Genomic DNA, 13,124 nt, shown 5'->3' on the forward strand with positions numbered 1-13,124 from the left:
TAAAATGACAAAAAAAGTAGCCGCTTCAAAAAAGGGCGATACTCTTTGATATCAAATCCGTTAGCATCGGAATACTAAATTCGAGTTGACAGTGAACAGTCAACAGTCAACAGTCAACAGTCAACAGTCAACATCATTCCGGTGTCACCGGAAATGATATGAGTATCGCCTAATTTCCCAGCGGAAATAAAAAGTTTTAAATAAGGGAGTATCTATGTCTGAACTTTTTCAGGCTGTTATTGCCAGCGACGAAAAAGCCGACTTGCGTCAGTTTGCCAGCGATTTACGCGCTTTGGGAAACAAATATTTACTGCGAAACGACATAGTTAACGCTTTTGCCGCCTACTGCACCAAATACGAAAAGCCCGAACAGTTCCATAAATTTTCTCTTTTAAGCAAACTGATTGACTACGTTCAGGAAATTATTCTCGAAGATGGCAGCCTTTGCGTCCTGCTGCGACCAAAAATTGCTACAATGGAAATAGTGCGAGTTGCAGATGACTTGACTGTTGAGCAGATGACAGTGCAAGAATTACTCGATGTGCGCGATCGCTTCGTCAACCAATTTCACCCCCAAGAAGGCGACATTCTCGAACTAGATTTCGGCCCTTTTTACGACTACTCCCCCACAATTCGCGACCCCAAAAACATCGGCAAAGGAGTGCAATTCCTCAACCGATACCTGTCCAGCAAACTATTTCAAGACCCCAGACAGTGGCAGGAAACTCTATTTAATTTCTTGCGAATTCACCGCTACAACGGCGTACAATTACTAATTAACGATCGCATAAAATCCCAAGAACAACTTTCCGAACAAATCAAAAAAGCCCTCACCTGTGTCAGCGATATTTCTAAAAAAGAAGAACCCTACGAGAGATTTCGATTAGTTCTGCAAATGATGGGTTTGGAGGCAGGTTGGGGAAATACCGCAGCCCGCGTGCATGAAACCCTAGGACTTCTTGACGAATTAATTGATGCCCCCGATCCGCAAACCCTAGAAGCATTTATTTCTCGCATCCCGATGATTTTCAACATCGTCCTAGTTTCTCCTCACGGCTGGTTCGGCCAAGAAGGAGTTTTGGGGCGACCGGATACGGGAGGTCAGGTAGTTTATGTCCTCGATCAAGCCAAGAGTTTAGAGAAACAACTGCAAGAAGACATTCATCTTGCCGGTCTCGATAGTTTAGGAGTCAAACCTAAAGTCATTATTCTCACCCGGTTAATTCCTAACAGCGACGGCACGCGCTGCAACGAACGTTTGGAAAAAGTTCACGACACAGAAAATGCTTGGATTTTGCGGGTTCCCTTCCGGGAGTTCAATCCCAAACTCACTCAAAATTGGATTTCGAGATTCGAGATTTGGCCTTATTTGGAAACTTACGCGATCGATGCAGAAAAAGAACTGCTGGCTGAGTTTCAGGGAAAACCCGATTTAATTGTCGGCAACTATTCCGACGGCAACTTGGTAGCGTTTTTGCTGTCTCGCAAACTCAAAACTACTCAGTGCAATATTGCCCATGCGCTGGAAAAATCTAAATATTTGTTGAGCAATCTCTACTGGCAAGAATCAGAGGAAAAGTACCATTTTTCGCTGCAATTTACTGCCGATATAATTGCCATGAATGCAGCTAATTGTATTGTCACCAGCACCTATCAAGAGATTGTGGGCCAACCCGATAGTGTCGGTCAGTACGAATCTTACCATTGTTTTACGATGCCGGATTTGTACCACGTTGTGAACGGGATTGAACTGTTCAGCCCTAAATTCAACGTAGTGCCGCCGGGAGTCAACGAAAGTGTGTACTTTCCCTACACGCGGATAGAAGACAGGGTGCAGGGCGATCGCGATCGGCTCAACGAATTACTATTTACTCTAGAAGACCCGGAACAAGTCTTTGGAAAACTCGACGATCCGCAAAAGCGCCCTTTATTTTCGATGGCGCGGCTCGATCGCATTAAAAACCTGACAGGCTTAGCAGAATTGTTCGGAAAAAGCCAGGAATTGCAAGAAAAATGCAACTTAATTCTAGTAGCTGGCAAGCTGCGGGTCGAAGAAACCGAAGACTATGAAGAAGCAGAAGAAATTAAAAAGCTCTACGCAATTATCGACCAATACAACCTTCACGGTAAAATTCGCTGGTTGGGAGTGAGGCTTTCCAAAAGTTTGTCCGGCGAAATCTACCGGGTAATCGCCGACACCCAAGGTATATTTGTTCAGCCAGCATTATTTGAAGCTTTCGGCTTGACAATTCTCGAAGCAATGATTACCGGGATTCCCACTTTCGGGACGCAGTTTGGCGGCCCGCTGGAAATTATTCAAGATGGCGTAAATGGGTTTTATATCAACCCGATAAACCACCAGGACACCGCCCAAAAAATTCTAGATTTTTTATCGAAATGCGAACAGAATCCCAACTATTGGTATGAAATTTCAACGCGAGGCATTGACCGAGTTTATAGCACGTATACCTGGAAAATTCACACTACCAAGCTGCTGACGCTGGCGCGGACTTACGGTTTCTGGAACTACTCTTCCAAGGAAAACTGCGAAGATATGCTCCGCTATATAGAAGCGCTGTTTTATCTCATTTACAAGCCAAGAGCAAAGGCTTTATTGGCAGAACACGCGAACCGATAAGTGGGGAGTTTTGCTTTTTATATCAAATCCGTTGGCATCGGAATTATTCATCTTTCTCTCTTCCCTTTCTCTGTATCCTCTGCGTCAAGAGGGGTTTAATCGGAACTTACCAAGAAATTGGTAAAAAAAGATGGGGTCAATTTTTATAAGCAAACCCATCTATATACAATGTTACCTCCATTTTACCAAAATTGTTTCCAAAGACAACTAAAAAAAGCGGAATACTTAACTCTGCAAATTTTAGTTTTTCTGCTGCAAGCACATAAACAAGTAAGCATTGAATCGCTGGCAACAGTCATGCCATACCCGCTCACATTTGAGATTAAAAGACGCGCCATTCAACAATTTTTGAAATTACCGGATCTCAATATTGAAAAACTGTGGTTCCCTCTAATTAAATACATCATAAGGACTCAATTCAACAAACAGAAAGAATTGATAGTTGCGATTGATAGGATGCAGTGGCGTGAGCGAAATATATTTTTCATCTGCCTAATTTGACAGCAAAGAGCTTTACCATTGTACTGGCAGATTTTACCCAAAAAAGGCTGCCGTAATATCGGAGAGCAAAAAAAATAATTAGACCAATTTTCCCGCTGCGCGAGCAAATATAATAAATTCGTGCTCATAGGAGACCGCGAATTTGGTAGCGTCAAACTTTCCAAATGGTTAGGCGAAAAGAATGTAAGGTTTATTTTAAGAATACAAAAGGGGCGATCTATTAAAGAAGAAGGAGAAAATTTTAAACGGTTAAGTGATTTAGGTTTAATGCCTGGTACTAGCTTTTATTTAAAGGATGTTCAAGAACCGCAAGCAAAAAGGGTTTGGCAAATTTGATATTGCAGGTTATTGGAATCGTTGATATAGAGGTCATGGGGAAGACGAAGGTTGGTATCTGCTCACAAATTTAGGAACTCTGAAAGAAGCTGTCGCCACCTTTAAATGTCGGAGTGGAATCGAAGCTATGTTCAAAGATTGTAAAACAGTCGGCTATAATCTGGAAAAAAGTTACGCTTCTACTGAGCGCTTAAAAACTTTAATTTTATTGATAGCTTTTGCATACAGTTGCGCCACTTTACAAGGAAAATAAATTCAAAAAATTGGTATTAAAAAATATGTGGGGATCATCACATAAGAACCGCGAACTATACGCCGACATAGTAGTTTTTGGATGGGATTGTATGGTCATTATTGGGTAATAGGAATAGAAGGTTGTGAAAAAATCATTGAGGAATTAATGGCAATAAGACGGAACAAGCTACCATTTTTTCAGAGGGGTTTGAGGGCTATGTCCCTGATGATACGGACGTTTTGACGGCGTTGTCACCCCGTGAAGTTCCGTTTATACGAAAAAATCCTGGTTGGGCGACTACATATCTACGAATCAACCGGGTTTAGGAACTTCACAACTCATAGAGAGGCGAAGGGGTGGGAAGAACGAAGAAATCTCAAAACTATTGTGCGACTCCGTGCTTCTTAAACCAATCTTGCATCCGTTTCCAAGCATCCTCAGCTTCTTTTTCCCGGTAAGTGGGGCGATAGTCAGCGTTAAAACCGTGCGGCGTATCTGGATAAAGCACAATTTCGGAACCGCTGCTGCCAGTTTTGAGAACTTCCCGCATTTTCTCTACTGTATCGTTGGGAATTCCTTCGTCTTTGCCGCCGTAAAGCCCCAATACAGGCACTTTCAAAGTTGCTGCAATGTCGATCGGCTGTTTGGGAGTTAAAGCCGTAGAATTGCCAACTACACGCCCGTACCAAGCCACTCCAGCTTTGACTTTCGGGTTGTGGGAAGAGTACAGCCAAACAATTCTGCCACCCCAGCAAAATCCTGTAATTCCCAACTTATTAATATTGCCTTTTCCTGACTTTTGTGCCCACTCTACGGTAGCATCTAAATCCGACATAACTTGAGCGTCGGGAACTTTCGAGACAACTTTACTAATAATTTCTTGGATGTCGGTGATTTTAGAAACATCACCTTGACGGGCAAACATTTCTGGGGCGATCGCTAAATAACCTAATTTAGCAAAACGGCGGCAAATATCTTGAATGTGGGCGTGAACTCCGAAGATTTCTTGAATTACTAAAATTACTGGAAAGTTAGTGCCACTGGCTGGCATTGCTCTGTAGGCTGGAATTGAGCCTTCTTTTACCGGAATTTTTACTTCACCTGCTATTAAACCAGCAGCATCGGTATTGATAACGGCAGCCGCAATAGGATGAACTGCTAAGGCAAATCCGGCGCTTAATGCGGTGACAGTGATAAATTGTCTGCGAGTTAAATCTTTCATTGGTTATTGGTGATTGGTTATTAGTTTTTATTCTGTAGGTTGGGTTGAGGAACGAAACCCAACACTCATTAAGTAGGTAAACAAAATTAATTGCCGACTGAGTTGACTTGAAACCCTTGATACGTCTAAAGAGTAACAAAGTCGGATGTGTAATTAATTTTGTGTAGGTACTTAAGATGTTGGGTTTCGTCCCTCAACCCAACCTACTACTGCTGCCAACAGACTACTGACTACTGACGGAAAAGCCGATCGTGATCTGGATGGTACAAGCGCGATCGCCCTTCTGCTGATTTTCCCAACGCCGGACTAATCACATACATTGTCGTTCTGATCAAATTATTTTCGCGCGTAGCAACGGCCATTTTGTCAAGGGGAACTAGCACAATTTTTTCATCAGGCCAGCCCAACCGATAACAAATCGCTACAGGCAAATCCGATGGGTAATGTTCCATCAATTTAGCTTGAGCCTGTTCGACATGGCGAGCACTCAAATACAGGCACAAACTCGCTTGATGAGCCGCTAAACTCGCCAATTCTTCCCGTTCGGGTACTTCGGTTCGACCGCTAATTCGCGTCAAAATAATTGTCTGTACAATTCCCGGAACTGTCAACTCAATTTTAAGTTTAGCTGCGGCAAGTTGGAAAGCGCTAATTCCCGGAATTACCTCAAAAGCAATTCCCTCGGAAGCCAAAGCTTGCATTTGTTCCCCGACAGCCCCGTAGAGACAGGGATCGCCCGAATGCAGACGGATGACGCTTTTCCCCTCGCGCACTCGTTCCACCATCAAAGGTACAATCTCTTCGAGGGTCTTATCCGCAGTTTGAATAACTTCAGCATCTGCGCGCACCCCCTGCAAAATTTGCTCTGGGACTAATGAATCAGCAAATAATATGACATCGGCTGCAGCCAGTAATTTTTGAGCCTTAACAGTCAACAAATCCGGGTCTCCCGGGCCTGCACCTACAATGTATACCCCTGGAATTAGGGCTTCAATCTCTGTCAAACTCATTGCTGCTAAAAAATTTGCTAAATTTACGGACTCTTCCGGATGTACCTATTTTGGTTGGAAGTAAGGGATGGTAGATGCACCCTGGTTTTGAACCCTAGAGACTAACCTCTCTGGGGTTTTTTATTGATCCTCTGGGAATTTCTGAGCGATATTTGCCCGATCGCTATTGGGGGAGACAACATCGGGTAAAGGTCGATCGAGCAAATAAAGCCAAGCTAACCCGCCCAACCCTAAAACAATCCCAGTCAAGCTTACCATCTGTGCCGTCCGCAGCGGCCCGAACATCAAACTATCAGTCCGCAACCCTTCAATCCAGACTCTACCGGAACTGTAAGCTGCGATATAAACCAAAAATAAAGCACCAGTTTTCAAGCGAATTTTGCCCTGCAAATCGCGGAAAAATAAAGTCAGAAGCAACCCAAATACTGTCAAATTCCACAGCGATTCGTAGAGAAATGTGGGGTGGAAGTATTCAAAATTAGCGTAGGCGGGCGGGCGGCTGTTTGGCGGAATATATAGTTTCCAAGGCAAATCCGTAGGACTTCCAAAAGCTTCGGAGTTAAAGAAATTTCCCCAGCGTCCGATCGCCTGACCGAGAATTGCCGAAGGTGCGATTAAATCTGCCAATTGCCAAAAAGAAACTCGCTGAATTTTCGCAAAAATTAAAGCTGCGATTGTTCCGCCCAAAATCGCCCCGTGAATGGCAATTCCGCCTTTCCAAATTGCAAGAATATCTTCAGGTCTCTGGGCGTATTGCGGCCACTCGAAAGCCACGTAATAAATTCGAGCACAGGGAATAGCGCCCAGAACCAGCCAAATTGCCAAATCACCCAATAATTCCGGGTTGACGCGGCGTTTTTGGGCCAAGTATTGGGACAGACTGACCCCAATCAAGACGGCAGAAGCTATCAACAGCCCGTACCAGCGAATGGCTACGGGGCCAAGTTGAAAAATAATTGGGCCCGGCGATGTAAATTGAAACGCTAAGGGCAGCGCAAGAATATTTAGCACCATAAAAGTTGCATTAATTGTGATGGAAAGCAGTCAAATTTGCATACCCTTTCACAAACTACAGAGTTTATTTTAGGTGGCTGCGGTCATTTACACGCAATATTTGGGGAATTTTACCAAAAAAGAAGGAAGAAGGAAGAAGGAAGAAGGAAGAAGGAAGAAGGAATACCTTATGGGGAAAAGGCCATTAAGAACGTCCGAACCGTCGGGCGCGGTTGCTTGCTATACCTTGTGGCTTCTGCATAAGTGGCTTGAGGAGGATTAACGGCAGGTTTGGTCTAGAAGTTTTAATATAGAGGGTGGCTTTAAATTTTCTGATGACCTATGTCTCCTACTTCCGTTTCTCAAGTGTACTCTTCTGGTAATTCCAAGGGTGCGAATCAGTCTCGCAAGACTGCTGCTTTGGCTGTTGAGTCGCATAAAATTCCGCCCTTGCTGGGGGCGAGTTTGGCTGAGTTAACGGAGTGGGTGCAGCAAAACGGGCAGCCTGCTTATCGCGGAAAGCAGTTGTACCAGTGGATTTACGAGAGAGGTGCGCGATCGATCTCTGACATTTCTGTATTCTCAAAACAGTGGCGCGAGACTGTTGCTAAAATTCCGATCGGGCGATCGACCATTCACTATCGATCGGTCGCACCAGACGCCACGGTAAAGTATCTCTTAAAATTGGCAGACGGTCAAATCATTGAAACAGTCGGCATTCCCACCGATAAACGGCTGACTGTGTGCGTCTCAGCCCAAGTTGGCTGCGCGATGGGCTGCGACTTTTGCGCTACCGGAAAAGGCGGTTTCAAGCGCAATTTAGAAGTAAACGAAATCGTCGATCAAGTCTTGACAGTACAGCAAGATTTCGGCCGCCGAGTCAGCCACATCGTATTTATGGGAATGGGCGAACCCCTGCTGAATTTCGATAATGTGGTAGCTGCTGTCAAGTGTTTGAATCAAGACGTAGGAATTGGACAGCGAAACATCACCATTTCCACAGTAGGAATTCGCAATCGCATCAGCCAACTAGCCGAACATCAACTGCAAGTTACCCTCGCCGTCAGCCTCCACGCTTCCAATCAAAGATTGCGCGAAGAGTTAATTCCTAGCGCCCGCCCTTATCCTTTGGGTGAGTTAGTAGCAGAATGTCGGGAATATGTGCGATCGACTGGACGCAGATTGAGTTTTGAATACGTACTTTTAGCAGGTGTGAATGACTTACCGGAACACGCAGCCGAGTTAGCAACTCACTTGCGCGGTTTTCAGTGTCACGTCAATTTAATTCCTTACAATCCGATTCAGGAAGCTGAATATAAGCGACCGACTCCCAATCGAATTAACAGTTTTGTGTCGGTTTTGAAGGAAAAGAAAATTGCAGTTAGCGTGCGATATTCTCGCGGCTTAGAAGCAGATGCCGCCTGCGGACAATTGCGGGCCTCCGAGGTTGAGAATTGAATTTTTAACCGCTAAAATTTGTTGTAGGGTGCGTTAGATATGAGATGTTGCACCATTCTCAACTAGCCTTTTGCAGGCGGGTTCTCCTGCCCAAACCCTACTCCCCACAAGAAAACTCCATCTTTGTGGAACAGGCATCTTGCCTGTTCTTGAGAATGGTGCAAGATGTGAGTTAAACCGCGTTATTTTATCAATCATCGATAAACTAAATTGTGACCGAAAGCATCCAGGATACAAGCCCCCGAATTTATCCGTGGGGTCAATGCTTCAATTCTTTAATCTAAAATCTAAAATATAAAATCGATTGACGCACCATACTAACTCTTTACAAGCGTTTAACAAGTATCCACCGCAACTCTAACGGCGGTGTTTGTTGCACGGGAAATAAATCGCGCCCGCTGGCCCAACTGACAAACCAAGGTGTTGGCGGCCACGCCGAGTCAGGCAAATGTTTTTGTTCGTATTCCATCACAGATTCATCAGAAATAATTTCTAACGGCAAACCCTCTATTGCTGCTTGCAATTCTTGTCTGGTAATCAGATAAGACCAACACAATTCAGACATTTGTTTTGCCATCTCGTCGGGTTCGTAACCATCGACAGCTAAGAAAGCACTGAATAAGATAAACCCGCCGCTTAAAACAGCATCGGACATTTTGCCGAGGAAAAGACGAATTTGTTCGGGGTAGCGGAAATGAGAGAGAACTTCGGTAGCAATGGCTAATTTGTACCGATAAGTTTTCATTCTTAATAAGGGGTCTAAAACGTCGCCTTGGGTGACACTTATCGGCAAGTTTTCGGCGGTTGCTGCGGATGATAGTTTTTCGGCAAATATCGGTGTTAGTTCGATCGCATCCACGGAATGGCCTAACCTTGCTAAAGGCAAACTATTGCGCCCTGGGCCCGCACCGACATCTAAAATAGGTGCTTTTCCCGGTTCGCCTAATTCGGCGGCAATGGCGATGACTTTGGCATCGGGATGGCTGCCGAATAAAGGTTCGGGGCGAATATCCGGCCAGCTATGATATTTCTGGGCCATTGATTCGATTTGAATCTTGGTATTCAGAGTAATGCCGCCGGCTAAACCGGTTTGGGTATTGGCGGGAAAGTATGAGACTATTAAATTAGCGTGGGGGGAATTTTTGAATCCTTCTGCTAAGGCGTTGGCGATTAATGTTCGCAAGTTTTCGGCTTGGGCAGCGTCGATATTTTGTCCGAGAATGTTTAAGAAGTCTGAGAGTAATTTAAGATAGTCGTCTAGCATCGATGGCAAGCAAGGCAGATAGAATTCTCCCTTGATGCCGATGTTCTTTTTGAGCCTTTCTTTGAGAATTAATTTCAGGCGATTGGAGTCAGTCAGCGGCGGGCCTGTTTCGGGTGATTCGCTGACGGGCAATTGGGCAATAGATGCGGCACTGGTGAGGTTTTTAGTCACAATCTTTTTGATTAGATTCGGCAATAAGTGCGATCGCACCCAGCATAATCTTGTGTTCTTGCACCTGAATTCGAGCGTGCAGCGTTTCTGCGGTATCTTCAGGCAATACTGGCACCGCAGCCTGCATTAAAATCGGCCCGCTGTCTACTTCTAAACGGGCGATATGCACCGTACATCCGGTGATTTTAACCTTAGCGGCTAGTGCTTGCTCGACGGCGCGAATTCCTGGGAAACTCGGCAGTAAGCTGGGGTGAATGTTAATAACGCGATCGGGAAAAGCATCAAACAAAACTTTGGTAACAATTCGCATCCAACCCGCCATCACTACCCATTCTATATCATACTCTTGAAAAGTTTTGACAATTTTTGTATCTAATTCTTCGCGGCTTTTGCAGTCGCGGTGATTGAGCAGAATCGAGGGAATTCCGTATTTTTCGGCTCTGGCTGCGGCTTTGGCTTCGGGGTTGTTGTAAATTAATACTGGGATTTGAGCGTTGAGCTCTTTGTTTTGGATGGCTTGGGCAATTACCTCGAAGTTGCTGCCACTTCCTGATGCTAAAACGCCTAATTTTAATGGAGGATGAGCCGGAGCGAGCGCACTTTTGCCAATCTCAGGAGAAATCAGGCAGGCATTGGAATTAACAGATACTGGATTAGCGGTCATTCGATTTTAGATTTTAGATTGTAGATTTTGGATTGACTTGCGCGAGATAAATTCGGGGGCGTGAGGATTTTAGATTTTAGATTTTGGATGGATTCCACGGATAAATCACGTGGCGGGTACCATCAAGAAATTCGCTTGTCATAAAGATAAAAACTATTCACTCGTCTTCTACAATACAGGTAAAGGGTAAGGTGTGCTTGGTCGCACTCTACATCGAGATATTGGCTAAGTCCTAAGTATATTTTGTTCTGTGACTTACTGATTCAACCCTATTCTACAATATTACCAAAAAACTCTTCCCTGAGAAGCGAATAAATTTTGAGATCCCAATATCTGCCTTTCACAAATAGCTGCTGTCGCAATATCCCTTCCAATTGCATCCCCACTTTTTCCATCACCCTAGCTGAAGCAATATTGTTAACTTCACATCGAGCCATAATTCGATTCAGCAACATCTCCCGAAAACCGAATTCAATCACTGCATTGACAGCCTCGCTCATGTATCCTTCGCCCCAATATCTTCTAGAAAGTGCGTAGCCAATTTCCGCCCGGCTGTGCGTCATGCTCCATTCCACAAATCCGCAAGTGCCGATAAATTTTTTCTCGGCTTTGTGGACGATTCCCCAATCTACCAGCTCTCGTCTTTTGTACATTTTAGTAATTGATTTTAGAAAGTATTTAGTATCTTCGATCGATGTGTGAGTTGACCACATGGTGTATTCTGATACTTCCGGGTTGCAAGCATACTCAAACATATCGCTCGCATCGTTTAAAGTGATTTTTCTGAGCAGCAGCCTTTCAGTTTCTATAGTAGGTAAATGAGCTAATATATCGAGAAGATTCATTTTGAGATTGACCTATATTGTGATACCATTTAAAACTAAAAGCTAAAATTTACAAGCCAATGCTTCGGATTAAATTTGGGCGTTTTAACTGGTTGGATAATGATTCGATCGCAGCTTGGACTTTTCTGGCCCCAGCTTTGCTGTTTCTGGGTACTTTTTTGATTTGGCCGATCGCCTATTTATTTTACCTCAGCTTTACCAGTGGCAGCTTTACCCAATTGGGAGTGCGTTGGATTGGCTTCAACAACTACTGGCGTTTAGTCACAAACCCGGATTTCTGGCAAATTCTCCAAAACACCATCTATTTTACTACTGCTACAGTCATTCCCAGTTTAGTAATTCCTTTGGGTTTGGCAGTTTTGCTAAATCGCTCGTTTGCTTGGCGAGGATCTCTCCGCACCGCTTATTTTATTCCTTCGATTACCTCTCTAGTTGCAGTTGGCTTGGGTTGGCGGTGGTTGTTTCAAACCGAAGGCCCGGTGAATAATGCCCTAAGTGCGATCGGCTTAAATCCAATTCCTTGGCTTAGCAGCACAGTTTGGGCAATGCCAGTGATAATTCTGCTCAGTGTTTGGAAACAATTAGGCTTTAATATGGTAGTATTTTTAGCAGGATTGCAAGCAATTCCGGTAAATCGTTACGAAGCGGCAGAATTGGATGGAGCTAATGCTTGGCAGCAATTTTTGTACATCACTTTACCCGGTTTGCGGCCGACTTTAGTATTTGCTACTGTCACTACTGCTATTTTTACCCTGCGGAGTTTCGAGCAAGTTTACGTCATCACCGGCGGCGGCCCTTTGAACTCTACTAATTTGCTAGTTTATTATATTTACGAGCAAGCTTTTTCGCAATTTGATTTTGGCTATGCAGCCGCAGCGGCAACTTTCCTGATGGCTGTAGCTTTGCTATTAGTTTATTTACAACTAAAAGTTTGGGGCGAAGATGCTTGATATCACATCGGGTAGCATCCTTCGTGTATGGGCGGGGCGGGTTTACGAGATTGTTTGTTTTAGGGATGATGATTGGTAAAACTCCCCCCCTACGATCGCACAAATTATACAATTAACCATCCCCAAGGGTAGGGAATCGCCCTTATTTAATTCGGATGTCACCGAAAACACTTCAAAAAAGCCTGCAAAGTCCAGTACCTCGACATCATCGAACATTAAAATAGCTACCTTCCTAGTTGCCATAAGACATACTTCTGATAGAGGCAAAAAATCTAGGCGATTTGTTATCGTAGAACAGGTATAATTTAAATTATTAAAGCTATGCCGAAAAATATTCGCCATCGCGCCCTAACAATCTGTATTTTATGTCTGGCTTGCGCCTTAGCAATTGCTGTTGCGCCAATTGTCACGCCCGCTCAATCCACAACTCAATTAGAGTTTCGCATTACTCAATTAGAAAGGCAAATTTCTGAACTCAGGGGACAAATCTACAGTTTGCAGAACCAAGGTTCTAGAGTTAACCGGCCTCAGTCTCCTCCCCCTTCCGGTTCGGGTCGCACAAATCCTAGACCGCTGTCGGGAGACCCGATGTTTGACAATTTAGCAACTTTGGCAATAGAGACTAAACAAGATGTTATTAAAATTCAAGAGCGGTTGTCAAAGCTAGAATCGTCTAGAAATCGCTAGAGAAGTCATTAGTCATTGGTCATTGGTCATTAGTCATTGGTCATTAGTCATTGGTCATTAGTCAGAAGGAAGAGGGAAGAGGGAAGAAGTCAGGAGTCATTAGTTAGAAAAATAAAGTCATATCCTCCCCAACTCAAAACTCCAAACTCT

At 44.1% G+C, this 13,124-nt stretch carries 14 protein-coding genes; 7 read left to right on the plus strand and 7 right to left on the minus strand.

Annotation, left to right across the window (positions count from 1 at the left end):
* Positions 1 to 214: 214 nt before the first annotated feature.
* The 3 genes from QUA43_RS05710 to QUA43_RS05720 all read left to right on the plus strand — a co-directional run bounded on the left by QUA43_RS05710 (position 215) and on the right by QUA43_RS05720 (position 3,475).
* Positions 215 to 2,638, plus strand: coding sequence for a sucrose synthase (locus tag QUA43_RS05710; protein WP_333371780.1), 2,424 nt, complete (start codon positions 215 to 217; stop codon positions 2,636 to 2,638).
* 117 nt (positions 2,639 to 2,755) lie between these two features.
* On the plus strand, positions 2,756 to 3,139 hold the full coding sequence (locus QUA43_RS05715) for a hypothetical protein (RefSeq protein WP_333371782.1): 384 nt from the start codon (positions 2,756 to 2,758) through the stop codon (positions 3,137 to 3,139).
* Positions 3,140 to 3,259: 120 nt separating this feature from the next.
* Entirely contained in the window at positions 3,260 to 3,475 is a 216-nt protein-coding gene (locus QUA43_RS05720; protein ID WP_333371784.1) for a hypothetical protein, read from the plus strand.
* A gap of 617 nt (positions 3,476 to 4,092) precedes the next feature.
* Here QUA43_RS05720 and QUA43_RS05725 read toward each other — a convergent pair.
* The 3 genes from QUA43_RS05725 to lgt form a co-directional block, all read right to left on the minus strand.
* Complete coding sequence (locus QUA43_RS05725) at positions 4,093 to 4,932, minus strand: dienelactone hydrolase family protein (RefSeq protein WP_333371786.1); 840 nt, start codon at positions 4,930 to 4,932, stop codon at positions 4,093 to 4,095.
* 230 nt (positions 4,933 to 5,162) lie between these two features.
* Positions 5,163 to 5,942: a precorrin-4 C(11)-methyltransferase gene (cobM, locus tag QUA43_RS05730; RefSeq protein WP_333371788.1), complete on the minus strand. Its 780-nt coding sequence runs from the start codon at positions 5,940 to 5,942 to the stop codon at positions 5,163 to 5,165.
* Positions 5,943 to 6,062: 120 nt separating this feature from the next.
* Complete coding sequence (lgt, locus tag QUA43_RS05735; RefSeq protein ID WP_333371790.1) at positions 6,063 to 6,956, minus strand: prolipoprotein diacylglyceryl transferase; 894 nt, start codon at positions 6,954 to 6,956, stop codon at positions 6,063 to 6,065.
* Positions 6,957 to 6,992: 36 nt separating this feature from the next.
* On the opposite strand from lgt, the gene QUA43_RS05740 reads away from it, so the two are divergent.
* Together QUA43_RS05740 and rlmN are read left to right on the plus strand one after the other, a co-directional pair.
* Positions 6,993 to 7,199: a hypothetical protein gene (locus QUA43_RS05740; RefSeq protein WP_333371792.1), complete on the plus strand. Its 207-nt coding sequence runs from the start codon at positions 6,993 to 6,995 to the stop codon at positions 7,197 to 7,199.
* Between the two features lie 78 nt (positions 7,200 to 7,277).
* Positions 7,278 to 8,393 (plus strand): 23S rRNA (adenine(2503)-C(2))-methyltransferase RlmN, encoded by a 1,116-nt coding sequence (gene rlmN, locus QUA43_RS05745; protein ID WP_333371794.1) that lies wholly within the window; start codon positions 7,278 to 7,280, stop codon positions 8,391 to 8,393.
* Between the two features lie 325 nt (positions 8,394 to 8,718).
* On the opposite strand, the gene QUA43_RS05750 is transcribed toward rlmN, so the two are convergent.
* From QUA43_RS05750 to QUA43_RS05760, 3 genes are all read right to left on the minus strand, one after another.
* Positions 8,719 to 9,828, minus strand: a complete 1,110-nt coding sequence (locus QUA43_RS05750; RefSeq protein WP_333371796.1) for a class I SAM-dependent methyltransferase — start codon at positions 9,826 to 9,828, stop codon at positions 8,719 to 8,721.
* Positions 9,821 to 10,492, minus strand: a complete 672-nt coding sequence (gene purN, locus QUA43_RS05755) for a phosphoribosylglycinamide formyltransferase (RefSeq protein WP_333371797.1) — start codon at positions 10,490 to 10,492, stop codon at positions 9,821 to 9,823. The genes QUA43_RS05750 and purN overlap by 8 nt, the downstream gene beginning before the upstream one ends.
* Before the next feature lie 269 nt (positions 10,493 to 10,761).
* Positions 10,762 to 11,337, minus strand: coding sequence for a GNAT family protein (locus QUA43_RS05760; protein ID WP_333371799.1), 576 nt, complete (start codon positions 11,335 to 11,337; stop codon positions 10,762 to 10,764).
* A 59-nt stretch (positions 11,338 to 11,396) separates the two neighbouring features.
* Here QUA43_RS05760 and QUA43_RS05765 point away from each other — a divergent pair, with 59 nt between their 5' ends.
* Entirely contained in the window at positions 11,397 to 12,287 is an 891-nt protein-coding gene (locus QUA43_RS05765) for a sugar ABC transporter permease (RefSeq protein WP_333371801.1), read from the plus strand.
* Positions 12,288 to 12,329: 42 nt separating this feature from the next.
* Here the strand turns inward: QUA43_RS05765 and QUA43_RS05770 are convergent, their stop codons facing one another.
* On the minus strand, positions 12,330 to 12,530 hold the full coding sequence (locus tag QUA43_RS05770; RefSeq protein WP_333371803.1) for a hypothetical protein: 201 nt from the start codon (positions 12,528 to 12,530) through the stop codon (positions 12,330 to 12,332).
* 78 nt (positions 12,531 to 12,608) lie between these two features.
* On the opposite strand from QUA43_RS05770, the gene QUA43_RS05775 reads away from it, so the two are divergent.
* Positions 12,609 to 12,974 carry a hypothetical protein gene (locus QUA43_RS05775; protein ID WP_333371806.1) on the plus strand — a complete coding sequence of 122 codons (366 nt, stop codon included), beginning with the start codon at positions 12,609 to 12,611 and terminating at the stop codon, positions 12,972 to 12,974.
* The last annotated feature ends 150 nt before the right edge of the window (positions 12,975 to 13,124 follow it).

The organism is Microcoleus sp. N9_B4 (assembly GCF_036701635.1).
GTDB lineage: Bacteria > Cyanobacteriota > Cyanobacteriia > Cyanobacteriales > Microcoleaceae > Microcoleus.

What these genes read in the sequence shown, in the direction of transcription:
- QUA43_RS05710 (WP_333371780.1), top strand. Translation starts at nt 215, where the DNA reads ATGTCTGAACTTTTTCAGGCTGTTATTGCCAGCGACGAAAAAGCCGAC.
- QUA43_RS05725 (WP_333371786.1), bottom strand. Translation starts at nt 4,932, where the DNA reads ATGAAAGATTTAACTCGCAGACAATTTATCACTGTCACCGCATTAAGC.
- cobM (WP_333371788.1), bottom strand. Translation starts at nt 5,942, where the DNA reads ATGAGTTTGACAGAGATTGAAGCCCTAATTCCAGGGGTATACATTGTA.
- lgt (WP_333371790.1), bottom strand. Translation starts at nt 6,956, where the DNA reads ATGGTGCTAAATATTCTTGCGCTGCCCTTAGCGTTTCAATTTACATCG.
- rlmN (WP_333371794.1), top strand. Translation starts at nt 7,278, where the DNA reads ATGTCTCCTACTTCCGTTTCTCAAGTGTACTCTTCTGGTAATTCCAAG.
- purN (WP_333371797.1), bottom strand. Translation starts at nt 10,492, where the DNA reads ATGACCGCTAATCCAGTATCTGTTAATTCCAATGCCTGCCTGATTTCT.
- QUA43_RS05760 (WP_333371799.1), bottom strand. Translation starts at nt 11,337, where the DNA reads ATGAATCTTCTCGATATATTAGCTCATTTACCTACTATAGAAACTGAA.
- QUA43_RS05765 (WP_333371801.1), top strand. Translation starts at nt 11,397, where the DNA reads ATGCTTCGGATTAAATTTGGGCGTTTTAACTGGTTGGATAATGATTCG.
- QUA43_RS05770 (WP_333371803.1), bottom strand. Translation starts at nt 12,530, where the DNA reads ATGGCAACTAGGAAGGTAGCTATTTTAATGTTCGATGATGTCGAGGTA.
- QUA43_RS05775 (WP_333371806.1), top strand. Translation starts at nt 12,609, where the DNA reads ATGCCGAAAAATATTCGCCATCGCGCCCTAACAATCTGTATTTTATGT.